The organism is Pseudomonas sp. SbOxS1 (assembly GCF_013416725.1).
GTDB lineage: Bacteria > Pseudomonadota > Gammaproteobacteria > Pseudomonadales > Pseudomonadaceae > Aquipseudomonas.
Window position 1 is genome coordinate 250,336 of sequence record NZ_JAAVXC010000004.1, and the last position, 13,271, is coordinate 263,606.

The window sequence follows — 13,271 nt, forward strand, 5'->3', positions numbered from 1 at the left end:
TCCTCAGAACGTCAGATTGAGACCCGTTTGAAAGATCAATGCGTCATCGCGCGCAGGCGCGAAGGACGGCCCCTCCTGATAGGTCAGCCCGTTTACCCAATACAGACCACGGGTCACCTGCGCCGCATAGGACACGGACAGAGCAGTAGAGGTGCGCTCGGCGTCGCCCCCGCCTGCTTCAACCGCATCGTGTGCGTACTTGCTGAAGTAGCTGCGGGTGAAACCGATAGACGCCATGTCGCGCTGGCGACTCTCGAACGGCCCGATGTAGAAAGTGGTGAGCTGGAAGTCCTTGGTGTAGAGGTTGCGGTCTTCCGGCGCGTAGTTGATCTTGGCATCGAGGTACAAGCCGCGAGGCCCGGACTTGTTCGGTTGTGTCAGTTGATGTGTAACGGCTGCATACGCACCATAATTGTCGTCGGTCATACCGCCGTTTCGAAAGTCACTGTAGTGACTGGTGTTGTAGATGGCCCCTGCCCTTGCCCAGAATGCACGCCGTTCAGCCCCCGCATCGATCTTGTAGCCGATCTCGTCCACCAGCAGTGCGCGCGAACCCTTCACCTTGATTTCAAAACCGCTCGGGTTCTCATCAAGGTCATACTGGAAGCGATTTGGGCTGGCGCTGCGCGCCACAGACGCGCGGTTGTACCAACGCTTGCTGGAGTCCTTGATACCGACGGTGAGCGCCGGGCTTGGGGTAAACAACGACAAACCCACCTGCACCGGAATCACACTGGTCGGGCCCAGTGCCGCCGCTGAGGAGTTACCGCCCAGGACCATGCCGTAGTATTCACGGATCAGGTTGTAGTAGCCGTATTGAAGTTCCAGTCGGCCGTCGTAGAAACGCTGATTGACGGCAAAACTGGACATAGTGGCAAAGTTGGGGTTACCCGACTTGTAACTGCCAGACTCCCACGTACCTCCCAGTACAAACTGTGCATCGCCGCCCCAACCCATGCGTGTCAGGTCGTAAGTCAACTTGAAAGATGTGGACTGGCGGTAGGTTGGATTCTGACCGTTATACAACTGCGGTTTTTCATTATGGCCGAGGACGTCATAACGGTAATTCGGCTGGACGTTGATCGCCAATCCCATCCCGTTTTCGGCCAGCGTCTGGCGCAGGCCGAACAGCTCAGGGGCAATCGTGTCGCAGGGTTGGGTTTGATGCAACACCGCTTCGGTGCGAGGTATGTATTTGGCATAGGTCCGACAGTCATCATCTGCGACAGGCAGGGCGCTTTGCGGTAGGTTACCCGGGCCGCGGCTCTCGGCCGCCATCGGCGTAGCCGCAAAGGCCACAGGACAAGTTGCAACACACAGCAAGGCAAGCAGCATCTTCGAGGACTGCATCGTTCCATCCTTTTCTTGTTTTCGAATAGATAAAGTTTTTCAGGCGCGCACGTGCTTCCGCTGCCTGTTTCCAGGCAGTGGAGTCATAAGGTTTTAATCAGCTTGTTTGAGTGGACGGCTGGCGCACGTTTCGTGGGATAAGCCAGACAACCAGTAACGCGACCAACGAAACCCCACCCAGCGCAACGATTGCCGCCGCCAGGCCGCCAAGCGCAGACGCCAGCAAGGTGACAGTGAACGGGCTGATGAATTGGCCGATGAAGAACGCGCCCGTCCAGATGCCGACCCCACGCCCGCGGTACTGAGCACTCAGGCTCCCCAGGCACCAGTTGATCAAGGCCGGGATCAACATGCCGCAACCCACCTGCGCGACAAGCGCGGCAGCAACAGCCCAAGGCACACTGCCGGCTTGGCCAAGACCGATCAGGCCTATGGCAAACAGCGTCAACACCATGACCACATGCACATGGATGTCCTGTTTCGACAGTTTCGCGAACAGTACCGCGCCCAGGGGCACACCCAGCCCGGCGATAGCGCCAGCCATGCCGATATCTGCCGTGTTGGTCAAACCGAGAAGATGGAATACCTGGCTGACCTGTAGCACTTCAACGTAATACAGCACTGCACAGAACAGCGTGACCGAGGCGATGATGCCCATTTGCCGCACCGGGAAGCGCTCGTTGCCAACGACACCTGAAGGCTCACGGTGGGACACTGGTTCCCATGTGAAAATCATCAGCAGTGCAAATATCGGGAACGCCAACAGGTAGAGCAAGAACGGTCCTTGCCAGCCGTAGCCGCCGAGAATCCCGCCGACGAACAACAGCGCAGTGCCCGACAACGAGCCCACTGCGCTCTGCACCGCTAACCACTTGCGACGGGGCTCAGGCGGATAGAAGTCCCCCATGAGTGTGTTTGCGACTGTCATAATGATTGCTTCCGTAATTCCCAGGCAAAAACGACTGGCGATAATGCCTACCAGGTCCTCCAGGAAAAACGGTGCGAAACCACAAACCCCATAGCCCAGCACAGCCCCTAGCAACAGGCGTCGGCGCCCTAGTCGATCGGCGAGAAATCCTGCCATCGGCGAAAGCAACGCGATACAGACGCTGGGCGCAGTGATCATCAATGGGATCAGGAACTTTGCATCTGGATGCTGCCCGAATTGCTGGATCAATATCGGAATAATGGGAACGAGAGACAACAGCCCCATGATCGGCAATTGCGTAGTGAACACCAAGATCAGCGCCTGCAACGCACCAGCTTGACGTGCTTCGTGATTCTCTGGGAATGGTAGAGGGGCCAGAGACTCAACATTTGACATGGTCTACTCCTCGACGCCGCTTGAGGCGCCCTATTGTTTTTGTAATTTGGATGACACGCAAAACCTGAAGCTGATGAGTCTTAAGGTGCTCGAATTCCTCCCCCTTTCTCGACATCCAGCTGCAGGCGAACAGAAATGTCATCCACTGAGTGTCCAATCAGGAGTTCATAGCGACCACAGACCAGGACCTTGCGATTCAACACGGCGTCCCATCGAGAAAACGCGTCAGCACCCAGTTGGAATCGCACCGTTTGCTGTGCTCCGGCCTTTAGATGCACGGACTCAAACGCTTTCAATGACAAACGTATGGGCAGATCTTCTTCCTGCGGTTCCAGCAGATAGAGCTGAACAACTTCCTTGCCCGCTCGACTGGATATGTTGCTCAGCGAGATAGCGACTTCAAGATCGTTCACACACTCCCCGTTAACGCCCAAGGAGGCATAGTCGAATAGTGCGTAACCCTGGCCGTAACCGAAACCGAAAGCAGGATGGATATCTCGGGCGACGAAGCTGCGATAACCTACCCACCAGCCTTCGTGATATTCCAGATCACCATTAGCTGCGGGGGTCAGCGACCACACCGGATAGTCTTCCTCCTGACGCGCGAAAGTCACCGGCAAGCGCCCGCCTGGCTCTCGATCGCCTGACAACACAGAGGCCAGCGCCGGTCCGAACTGCTGGCCGGGGTACCAGGTGAGCAAGACCGACGCTGCCTCCTCCATACAAACGATGTCCACCGGGTGGGCAACGTTGAGCACGACGACCGTTTTGCTGTTGGCAGCACATACTCGTCGAACGAGTTCTTCCTGATTACGCGATAAATGAGTTGTGGCCCGATCAACACTCTCCAGGCCTGCATCTGCCGTTTCACCAACCATCAACACCACTGCATCAGCCACTTGTGCCAGGGCGACTGCCTGTTCCAGCAGGTCGTCCTCCTGCGGAGCCTGACATCCGAACCACAGGCCATGGGCAAGGCTGCGAGCGATACCCATTTCGAACTCAAGCTCTACCTTCTGACCGGCCTCAAGCCAGCGATTGGCAGTGATATGCGGCGTCTGCATCAGTTTGCCCATGATGTCGGCTTCCAGGCTCATGCCATCGAAGGTCGCCAAACACTGTCCATTGACGTTGAGTACCACTTCACCGGTACCACCCACATAAAACCGATACTCGCCACAGCGTTCGGCGACAAAGTGGGTTCGTGCCTTGATAGTTGCCTTGCCATCAAGCATCAGCAGATTTCCTATCCCGGGCATGTCCTTGAACCAGATCAACGACGACGCATGACGAACTTCATGGTGCACGGCTGGCTTATCTAATTCCGGGTAAAAAAACAGGTCAATCCCTGGCAACCCTTGGTCAGTCAGCAGTGCAAGTTCGGTCAGGGGTGGAATGCGATGTTCGGCGGCTACGCCTTGGGCAAACATGACCTGCTTGCCTTGCCCTTCAAAGCGATCGCGCAGTGCTTGCAGCGGCGAGGTCACACCACTGGAGAGGGCAACTTTGGCGAAGGTCCCCCCCTGGAAGCAGGGTGCCGTGGCATTAGGGCCGATGATGGCCAATATCCCTGGTTTTTCATCCGCCAGCGGCAGCATTGCACCCTCGTTGCGTAACAACACCATGCCAGCCGCCGCGGCGTCTTCCAGCACCGCCAATCGTTGGCTCTGAGCCTGGGCGGTTGCCTGGTAGAACTTGGGATTGGCGACCCGCCCCGCGAGACGCACCAGCCGATCCACAGCATCGTCTACACGCGCCTCGATTACCGTGTCGGCACCTGCAGCTTCCAATAACGCTGTGCCCATGTGCCTTGCCGGCCCGGGCATTTCCAGATCCAGGCCATTGTTTAAACTGGCGGCACCATCGCGCGTACCAAACCAGTCAGACATCACCAGTCCATCCCAGGCAAGATCGCCTTTGAGCCAATCGGTCAATACCTGCCCTTGCTCGGCACAGGCAGCACCGTTGACGCGGTTATAACCGGTGAGCATTGCCCAGGCACCCTGGCGGGCGGCAACCTCGAATGGCCAAAAATACACATCGCGCAAGGTGCATTCATCCACCACTGCGTTCATGCCCCGCCGGTTGGTTTCCGAGTCGTTGCACACCACATGCTTGATGACAGAAGCCACGCCCCTGCCTTGCACACCTTGTGCCCAAGCTGAACCCAGCTCCGCGATCAAGTGCGGGTCTTCCCCGAACAGCTCGAACGCCCGACCGGCGAGCGGGCTGCGCATCAAATTGAGGTTTGGCGCCAGAACCGCCTGCACCCCCATTCGCAATGCCTCATCACCGATCACTTCGCCCACTCGACGAACCAAAGACCGATCCCATGAAGCTGCCAGCGAAAGACCACACGGAGTCAGCAAGGCAACATCTCGCTCATCGACCCGCCCACCCGTAACGCCCATCGGCCCATCGGCCATGCGAACTGCCGGCAGCCCGTACTGAGGCAACGCACAGGTCGACCACATGTCGTTGCCAGCGGTCAGGCGCACCTTCTCCAGCAGAGTCAATGTCGCATGCTCCTGACCCATATCAAGCGCTCCGAGTCAGGGGGGCAGCGGGTACGGCCAGGGCTTGTTCAGCCAACATCTCCAGCGAGCGTTGTACGTTCTGCTCGATGCATTCTCCGGTGCCGCCAAACAATGCGACGCCCGCGGTATTGAGGGTCACACCCAACGGAGTCGGCCAACCGCGCATGGCATGAACGATTGAGCGCAACGCACCCAATGTGGTGTTGCATCCTTGCCAACCTGCGGCGGTGACAATGCAACCTACCGCGCGTCCGTCAAAGTACACACGCTTGTCATCACGCAGGTCTTCGAGTAAATCGAGCGCGTTTTTTACAAGACCCGACACACCACCGTGATAGCCAGGTGTTGCGATGATGATACCGTCCGCCTGACGTACGGCTTCGACAAAAGCGCGCTCTTCAGCAGTTCGCTCGCTCACTTCCGGGTTGAAACCTGGTAACGCGGACAATTCACTACCGCCGAACAACAGTGTCCGGGCGCCACACTTGCGGGCATGCTCAAGGGCACATTTCAATGCTTTTTCAGTGCTGGAGTTCGCCCGGGTAGTCCCGCCAATTCCCACCAGCAAGGGCCGCGCGTCCGGCTCGTTTTTCACGTAGTTCTGGTCGTGCTGAATCATGACATTTTCTCCGGCCGGCACTATTGAAAGCGCGGCATGACTTCGCGTGCGAACAACTCGATTGACTGGTTGGTGTACTTCAGCCGCTCGGTAGTCAGCGGACCATTGGTAAAGCCCATCAGCACGTTTCCGATGCCCAACTGCCGATGTTTTTCCAATTCAGCTGCGACCGTGTCAGGGCTACCGTGCAAGCACCAGGTTTTGATCCATTCGCGGCTGAAACAGTCAGGATGCGGATGCAGTTCAACGCCACTCAGCTTTTCTGCACGCTTGTTGTAGGTGTGCTCGCGGTCAATCGCCTGCTTGTAGGCAGACAGGATGATTTGCAACTCTTCCTCTGCCTGCTCATCCGTAGGGGCTACATGCACGCACTGATAGGTGTGCGTGGTCCAGGACAGACAATGGTTCACCACTTCCTGCGTGTGACCCGCGGCTTGCAAGGCATCGCGGTAACGCGTGAAATAACGGGTCAGATGCTCGAACGGTTCGGCGCTGGCTGGAACAGGTGGCGTAAACGCCGGGATAAAAGCTGGCCAGCCCATATCGGCGGCGCGTTGCATGCTGGTCTCGCGCAAGGCTACTGGCATGATGCGATTGAATGGACGTTGGTAGGCTGTTGGCACGATGCGCTGAACGACTGCGCCTTTGTAATGGCTGGTTTCAAAGCTGATAGGCTCATCTTCTATCTGCTTGTCCCAAAGTTTGAGCACCAGATCGAGGTTTTCCTGCATCAGCGCTGAGGCTTCTTTGTAGTTCACTCCAAAACCAATCATCTCTTCGGGCGTCGTACCGCTGCCAATCCCGACCAACAATCGACCCTCAGTCAATTGATCCAGCAGGTTTACACGCTCTGCGAAACGGACCGGATGGTGCAGCGGAACGGTCGTCACCGACATGCCAAAGTGGATGCGCTTGAGCTGGCCGGCCAGGTGCGCGGCGAACATGAACGGGTCACTGGACATAGGCGCGTAACCGGTGAAGTGATGGTCAGGCATGAACACGGCATCGAAGCCCAACGCCTCAGCTTGACGTGCATGGTTGACCATCGCGTCCATAACCGGTTTGTCTTCCTGAGGAGCAGTCGAGCGACCGACTAGAAATACTGAAAAGCGCATGGTGTAACTCCTATTATTGTGAGAATACCGACATTTTATTAGAACGCGAATGCCAGTTCTATTTTTTATGCAAAAAAAAGCCTACACGCCATCAAACGATCCCGGCTGACGGCCAGCAACTCAGTGCCGACGCAAGCTCAACGTAAGGCGCCCTGCAAACTGAAGTCTTTAAAAGGGATAAGCCCAGACACTTGATGAGGGGAACAGTCATGGTGGTTACGGCTCTTGTTATTGTGTGTCGATGATTAGATAATATTTAGAATCACCGTTCTAATAAAGGTAAAATCTACCAGCCCATCTGCTGTCCGTCAACGACATTCAGTCGTTCTTTAAAAGCACTCTCCTCAGACCCACAGCAGAGGTCTTAAGAGGTTAAACTGCACGCGAAACACTCATTAGAGGTCGCTTAATGCCCACCGAATCAGCTTCTCGAACACCCAAGCAAGATCGCAGCCGCGCTTCACTGGAGCGCCTGATGGCAGCGTCTCGTGAAATTCTGAGTGAAGGCACCTTTGAACAACTAACGATCGTCGGCATCAGCAAGCGCTCCGGTGTTTCTGTAGGATCGATCTATGCACGTTTCGAGGGCAAGGATGAGCTGTTTCTTGCGGTGATGATGGATGTCCTTGGCGAGCTAGACTGCGAGTGGGCGGAGTTGATTGAGGGGCTACGTAAACGCAGCCTGCCATTGGCAGAGCAGGTTCCGGAACTGATCAACACCCTGGCAGAGCACTTGCGACGTCATGCCAGTATTCTGAAGCCGTTCATGACCCGCGCCTTCGATCCACGAGTCGCAAAATGCGGCAAAGCGACTCACCTGAAGGCTGCACACGCATTTCAGAGCCTGCTCTTGCATTCTCGTGAAGACATCCAGCACCCCGACCCTGAACATGCCGTGAGCGCTTGCTTCTCGATCGCGTACGCAGCGCTTGCGCGCTTCCTGGGCCTGGGATCTGCTGCTGACGCTGCCGGCGAAGGTGATTGGGACCAGTTAAAGCACGACTTGGGCATCATGTGCTTTGGTTTTCTTCGCCAACCTGCCAGCTAATGGCAAACTGGCGACTGCATCACGATTCCAGAATGGCAACTGCTCGCACAAATCCTGCGGAGGCCTGCTTGAACTTCTAGGGAAAGCACGACACCCAGAAACCAAAGGCAGGCAGAATTTCCATATTGCCCAGCTTTTCCATCTGGCCATAGCCAATTTCTCTACCAGCCCTGTGCTCTTCCCAAATCAGTGAAGCGTCACCGCTTTGAGCCAAACGCTCACGCCTGTACTTGAAGGGAACATCCCAGCTCAGGGGGGCGCTTTTAAAAGCCCAACATCACGGCACGTCCCGCACAGGTACTACTGAAGATGGATCATGCCGTCGTCATCCACAATAACCTGCAGCACGTGCAGTGATTGCCCAAGGCAAGGGCCAAGCACACAACGTCCGGTTCGAATTTCAAACAGCGCTCCATGTGCGAAGCAAACGATTCGATCTTGGGCAGCGTTGAGGTAAGCATCCTTGCGCCAGGCCAGCGGCGTATCCAAATGAGGGCAGGCATTGCGATACGCAAATACCTGCTGCTCATGGAGTATAACGACCACACTATCCTGACCGATGCCATGAGGGTCGAATCCTCGCGCTGTGCCCTCGATCAATGCATTGATATGACAAAGCACGATGGACCCCCGATCGCTCAGTTCTGCACCTTGGGCAGTGGGCCTCCCGGCGCCCACTTCTCGTGGTAGGCAAATAGGAAATACTGGGAGTTGTCAGCGCCCGGCGTGGAGACACGCGCAGTCCAGGTTTCGTCGTGCAGGTCCATGTCGGCGTCGTACTCCACATGGCAACCCAGTGGGCTGTTGAAGTACCAGAACCAGTTGGAGCCCAACTGATGACGCCCAGGCCCCCAGAATGACTGATAACCCTTCTCCACCATCCGGGTGCCCGCCATCATCACTTCGGTGGGCCCTCCCATGTGGAAGGTGAAGTGCTCAATCCCTTTCATGAACGGTGGCGTCTGGATGAGAAACAACGTGTGGTGATCCTGTGTACCGGCCGGGCGCAGAAATGGCCCAACCCCAACAAAGCGATCTGTGCACACAAAACCAATACGCGCGTAGAACGCTTCAGCTTTGGCGTAATCCGGCACGAAGTAGACCACGTGAGACAGGCTGCGAGGCAACGCTGGCATGTCAGCACGGGCCCCCAGTTGATTGATCGCGCGGCCCGCAGTGTCACCAGGAGCATTGGATCTCTCTCCCGGCAAATCAATGACACACCGGCAACTGATCTGAAATCCCAGCGCGAAACCCATATCATCCACACAACGCAATACGCCATCAGCACCGCGAATAACTTCGCGATCCTTTTTCAGCTCAATTTCGATTGCCTGCAAGCTGCCTTCATCAGCAACCCCATATACCGTCTCACGCAATTGAGAGGCGGTCTGCATAGACGCAGGCAAGCCAGGATCGTCGCGATGACAGAGACGCACACCGGTACCATCCAACGCCGCAAAGTAACCTTTTCCATCTGAGACGAGGCCATAGTCAGTCAAATACTGAGCGCAGGACTCAACGTCATCAACGCCGAACACCAAGTAATCTGGTCCGATAATTTTCATGTTGTTGTTCTCAAGATCTAAAGTGAATCAGAACGTGCGGCCGCCCAATGTCTCGGCCACCCAATCAGCGATGTAATGACCAGCATTGATGCTGTTATCGAAGCTCGAATGCTGCACGCCCCCTTCCCGCTCGGTGAAAATTTTTAACTGACGATCTGGACTGTTCACCAGCTGCTCATAGGTGCGATGCGCCCATTTAAGGGGAATTTGAGAGTCTTTTTCGCCGTGGGTAACCAGAAACGGCACCTTGATGCGCTCCAGCACCCCATCAAGATGAACACTCTCGGCAATCGACATGAAATCATCGATGTCCCTGGCGCCCCACACCCAGCAGACATGGGACCAATAGTGCGGTACAGGGAAATCGCCTTCCTTCTCTAAACGTCGCTTTTGTACATCTCGCCAGTCGTGGTTGGCGCCCCATACAACACCGCAAGCAAAGCGAGGCTCAAAGGCGACGGCACGGGGACAGTAGTAGCCCCCGAGAGAGACACCTTCCATGCCAATACGGCTGGCATCCACTTGAGGACAAGTCTCGAGATAGTCGACGACACGACTCGCCCAATGCTCGCTGTCATAGCGAGCAGTCAGGCCTTGCAGGCGCAGCGCTTCACCCGTTCCTGGCTGGTCGACAATCAGGGACGACACTCCACGTTTGGCGAGCCAGGCTGGCAAACCAACGCGATATTTCATCTCCTTGGTCGAGTCAAGACCATTAACCTGTACCAGCACAGGGGCCGGACCACTCACTCCTTCTGCTTGGACAAAGAGCGCTGACAAATGCGTGCCCTCATAGGGAATTTCAACGCGCTTACAATTCTCGCCAGACAACTGGATACCTCGAGCAAAGGTATCCAGAAATCGGAAATAGAGCGCTTCCCGGCCCGGCGCACCATGAGCCTGCAGTCGTTCGCAGGTCAGGTAGTAAGTCGCTGCCCGGTTGTATTTTTCGCCCGCGGAGAACAAGCGCTGTGCAGCCTCGTCTTCCCGTGCCAGACCACTCAACTTGTCAGCCATGCTCGACCAGGTGTCTCGAAAGGCCTGAGTGCCGGCAGCGTCAGGCTGACGCGCAGCATCGTGCAGCGGAGCGCACATCGCCTCGATCTCGCCAATGCGCCCGCCCATCTCGAGCGCCAAATCCACGGACAGATTCCAGACATAGTTGGTGGGAAAGTAGCGAAACATGATGTGTCCTGTTGGTAGATTTATAGACGGATCGAGCGACTCAATTACGAAGCCCGATCAAGGCGCATTTTATAGAATTAAAATTCTAGTTCGTCAAATGACATTTGCTCACATGGTCCCTGCATCACATCAAGAGCGACAATAACGTGGGTTAATACGAACGAGTCGGCGAATCAAAAACCACTTGAGAGACAGCCCCCTTTGAGTGCAGCACGGCTCCAGAAAAGAGGGATTGAGATGAGTGCAACGAATGCACCGCCCCCCAAAACAATACTCAAGGCCCCCAAGCGCTCAATCTCGCCTACCCAGTGCGTTGACTTTGAGTGACAGACCAACCGAGATGGGTGTGAACAGTGCCGAGGCATTCCCTGCAATGCCAACGAAAAGTCCTATGGCATAGAAGCGAGGCGGCTTACTGGTTAATTCACGGTTGTGCTCACCTTCGCTCCGACTGGGCTCACGGAAGGCTTCGTTTCGTACGTCAGCGCCTGCGGCGCTGGACGCCTGGAGGGGTAAAATCAAGCTTGGACCTTTTCATTATTTTTGGAAATTCTCGCGGCTCAAGCACTACCACACACTTGAAGTGGCACGGAAATATAGTCGAACTAGAATTCTAATATTACAATGCGCATCGAACGATCTGCTGGAATTCGACGTGATAAATCTCATTCAGAAAGGAAAGACGCATGCATGACCGGCTGACGCCACACATCGTTACCACCGAGCGCCTGAGCCGCCCTGAAATTCAGTCAATCCTGGAGCGTCGGACACTTCCTATCTGCTTCGTTGGCGTGGATCTTGGAGAATTGGATCTGTCCAGACTCGATTTCAGCGACTGCACATTCGAGCGCTGCCAAATAGGACATGCTGACTTTACCGCTGCCCAGCTTGAAAATACCCTATGGGTGGGATGCCGAGGCACATTGGTGAACTGGAGCTCGGCACGTGTGACCGACAGCCAGTTTCGCAGCTGTGACCTGAACAACAGCACGTGGTATTGCTCAACGCTTTCTCAAGTCCATTTTGAAGGGTGCAAACTGACAGGAGCGAATTTTTCCTCTGCATCCACACTGGGACTGAGCTTCAATGACTGCTTGCTCGTCAGCAGCGCCTTAACAGGGATTTCATTCTACAAATCAACCCTGAGAAACTTGGACTTTTCCGATGCCGACCTAAGCGATTGCGACTTTCGCGAGGCCGTATTTATTGAAGGTGGAAGCCTCAGTCATACGAGGGTCAATGGTGCGAAATTCTTCAATGCAGACTTGCGCGAGGTAAACCTGCAAGGCCTACATTTGAAGAATGCACAGCAGTTCAAGGGAGCAATCATTTCCAAATTACAAGCAGCAGTCCTGCTGGCAGAGCTAGGCTTACGTATTGCTTAACCGATTGCAGGGTTCGAGTAGCGCGACTTCAGATGAGATTGGAGACGATGCTCACTGCGCGCTGACCGCCCTTAGCAGGAATGAAGGACTCATGAATATAGTGCTCGCGGTGTTGATGACACCGGAATGACTTCTTCCTGACAGGCCGCAATCAGCGAAATGCAAGGCTCGTGACAGACAGCAAACGACCAGAGTAGTCATTCGTTGACTTCACAATCAGAGGCTATGCAGATACCACTGGAGTGGCGCCTCAACATCAACAAAGGTTTCTCCACGAAAACTCATCGAACTCTGAGCATGTGGTGTTTACTATCGTCGCGGGTTCAACAGGAGGGCTGCAAATGGATCTGAAATTGAGTCACCTAGATGTACTGGTCAAGAATCTCGACGAAGCCTGTGCTTTCTACGCGTAGGTACTTAACGCTAGGACCTCCATAACGTCGTCTGGGAACGAGATGGTCTGCATGTGCACAATGCGATTGCGCTGATCGGCCAAGAGCGGTTCATGTTGGTACAGCCGTTGGCGGGAAACCTGAAAGAGCTATTGGATACGTCGGGTGAAGGAATGATTCACCGCCACTGCTACTCGACATCGAACATCGAGAAAGCCTATGACGAATTGATGGCTGCAGGCGTTCAGCCAGAAGACGAAAATGGAAAGCCATTAGCTCGTGCGAACCTGCAATCTCTGTCTGGGGCACGCATCATTTGGTTGCCCAAACGCTTCGGCCACGTCTCTATTGAGATACTGGAAGACAAGGCGCTGGAGGCATTTATCGAAGTAGCATTTTCCTTAGCAAATACTGCAGTGGGCGTGGGCGTCGTGTGCACAATGTCCCCCTGATTAGCTAGTACTTACCAATGAAAAAACTGCTTTCCGTAATAGCACTGACCCTCTCCGTAATTTCCCTCGCCTTTTCAAGCCTTCCATAGACCTTTTCCGAAGCCAAGGTCATCGCAAAGCAGAAGATCTATCTCGACCTGGCGAACAGCCCCATGGGCGAGCTGTATTGCGGCTGCAAATGGACAGCATCAATTTTCAATCGGCAGGGGTGGGGGCCGGTTTTTCAATCAGCGCCGACAAAATAGCATTCAAAAACTAACAAAAAGGGCCGTTCAAGGGCCCTTTTTGCGTGTATC

At 55.2% G+C, this 13,271-nt stretch carries 10 protein-coding genes and 3 pseudogenes; 4 read left to right on the forward strand and 9 right to left on the reverse strand.

What is annotated here, in order from left to right:
- Positions 1–3: 3 nt before the first annotated feature.
- The 5 genes from HFK74_RS07360 to HFK74_RS07380 all read right to left on the reverse strand — a co-directional run bounded on the left by HFK74_RS07360 (position 4) and on the right by HFK74_RS07380 (position 6,945).
- Positions 4–1,350, reverse strand: a complete 1,347-nt coding sequence (locus tag HFK74_RS07360) for a carbohydrate porin (protein WP_180202943.1) — start codon at positions 1,348–1,350, stop codon at positions 4–6.
- 97 nt (positions 1,351–1,447) lie between these two features.
- Entirely contained in the window at positions 1,448–2,674 is a 1,227-nt protein-coding gene (locus HFK74_RS07365) for an MFS transporter (RefSeq protein ID WP_180202944.1), read from the reverse strand.
- Between the two features lie 80 nt (positions 2,675–2,754).
- On the reverse strand, positions 2,755–5,211 hold the full coding sequence (locus HFK74_RS07370; protein ID WP_180202945.1) for a glycoside hydrolase family 3 protein: 2,457 nt from the start codon (positions 5,209–5,211) through the stop codon (positions 2,755–2,757).
- A 1-nt stretch (position 5,212) separates the two neighbouring features.
- Entirely contained in the window at positions 5,213–5,830 is a 618-nt protein-coding gene (locus tag HFK74_RS07375) for an NADPH-dependent FMN reductase (protein WP_180202946.1), read from the reverse strand.
- A gap of 20 nt (positions 5,831–5,850) precedes the next feature.
- Entirely contained in the window at positions 5,851–6,945 is a 1,095-nt protein-coding gene (locus tag HFK74_RS07380; protein WP_180202947.1) for an LLM class flavin-dependent oxidoreductase, read from the reverse strand.
- Between the two features lie 409 nt (positions 6,946–7,354).
- Here HFK74_RS07380 and HFK74_RS07385 point away from each other — a divergent pair, with 409 nt between their 5' ends.
- Positions 7,355–7,993: a TetR/AcrR family transcriptional regulator gene (locus HFK74_RS07385; RefSeq protein ID WP_180202948.1), complete on the forward strand. Its 639-nt coding sequence runs from the start codon at positions 7,355–7,357 to the stop codon at positions 7,991–7,993.
- A gap of 76 nt (positions 7,994–8,069) precedes the next feature.
- On the opposite strand, the pseudogene HFK74_RS33095 reads toward HFK74_RS07385, so the two are convergent.
- From HFK74_RS33095 to HFK74_RS07400, 4 genes and pseudogenes are all read right to left on the reverse strand, one after another.
- Positions 8,070–8,243 (reverse strand): annotated as a pseudogene (locus HFK74_RS33095) (cyclase family protein); the annotation flags it as partial.
- A gap of 50 nt (positions 8,244–8,293) precedes the next feature.
- Complete coding sequence (locus tag HFK74_RS07390; protein ID WP_368738155.1) at positions 8,294–8,614, reverse strand: Rieske (2Fe-2S) protein; 321 nt, start codon at positions 8,612–8,614, stop codon at positions 8,294–8,296.
- 17 nt (positions 8,615–8,631) lie between these two features.
- Positions 8,632–9,561, reverse strand: coding sequence for a VOC family protein (locus tag HFK74_RS07395; RefSeq protein ID WP_180202949.1), 930 nt, complete (start codon positions 9,559–9,561; stop codon positions 8,632–8,634).
- Between the two features lie 27 nt (positions 9,562–9,588).
- On the reverse strand, positions 9,589–10,746 hold the full coding sequence (locus tag HFK74_RS07400; protein ID WP_180202950.1) for a S9 family peptidase: 1,158 nt from the start codon (positions 10,744–10,746) through the stop codon (positions 9,589–9,591).
- Between the two features lie 686 nt (positions 10,747–11,432).
- On the opposite strand from HFK74_RS07400, the gene HFK74_RS07405 reads away from it, so the two are divergent.
- The 3 genes and pseudogenes from HFK74_RS07405 to HFK74_RS33100 all read left to right on the forward strand — a co-directional run.
- Positions 11,433–12,131, forward strand: coding sequence for a pentapeptide repeat-containing protein (locus tag HFK74_RS07405; protein ID WP_180202951.1), 699 nt, complete (start codon positions 11,433–11,435; stop codon positions 12,129–12,131).
- A gap of 341 nt (positions 12,132–12,472) precedes the next feature.
- Positions 12,473–12,975, forward strand: a pseudogene (locus tag HFK74_RS07410) (VOC family protein).
- Positions 12,976–12,992: 17 nt separating this feature from the next.
- A pseudogene (locus tag HFK74_RS33100) lies at positions 12,993–13,194 on the forward strand (deoxyribonuclease I); the annotation flags it as partial.
- Between the last annotated feature and the right edge of the window lie 77 nt (positions 13,195–13,271).

What these genes read in the sequence shown, in the direction of transcription:
- HFK74_RS07360 (WP_180202943.1), bottom strand. Translation starts at nt 1,350, where the DNA reads ATGCAGTCCTCGAAGATGCTGCTTGCCTTGCTGTGTGTTGCAACTTGT.
- HFK74_RS07365 (WP_180202944.1), bottom strand. Translation starts at nt 2,674, where the DNA reads ATGTCAAATGTTGAGTCTCTGGCCCCTCTACCATTCCCAGAGAATCAC.
- HFK74_RS07370 (WP_180202945.1), bottom strand. Translation starts at nt 5,211, where the DNA reads ATGGGTCAGGAGCATGCGACATTGACTCTGCTGGAGAAGGTGCGCCTG.
- HFK74_RS07375 (WP_180202946.1), bottom strand. Translation starts at nt 5,830, where the DNA reads ATGATTCAGCACGACCAGAACTACGTGAAAAACGAGCCGGACGCGCGG.
- HFK74_RS07380 (WP_180202947.1), bottom strand. Translation starts at nt 6,945, where the DNA reads ATGCGCTTTTCAGTATTTCTAGTCGGTCGCTCGACTGCTCCTCAGGAA.
- HFK74_RS07385 (WP_180202948.1), top strand. Translation starts at nt 7,355, where the DNA reads ATGCCCACCGAATCAGCTTCTCGAACACCCAAGCAAGATCGCAGCCGC.
- HFK74_RS07395 (WP_180202949.1), bottom strand. Translation starts at nt 9,561, where the DNA reads ATGAAAATTATCGGACCAGATTACTTGGTGTTCGGCGTTGATGACGTT.
- HFK74_RS07400 (WP_180202950.1), bottom strand. Translation starts at nt 10,746, where the DNA reads ATGTTTCGCTACTTTCCCACCAACTATGTCTGGAATCTGTCCGTGGAT.
- HFK74_RS07405 (WP_180202951.1), top strand. Translation starts at nt 11,433, where the DNA reads ATGCATGACCGGCTGACGCCACACATCGTTACCACCGAGCGCCTGAGC.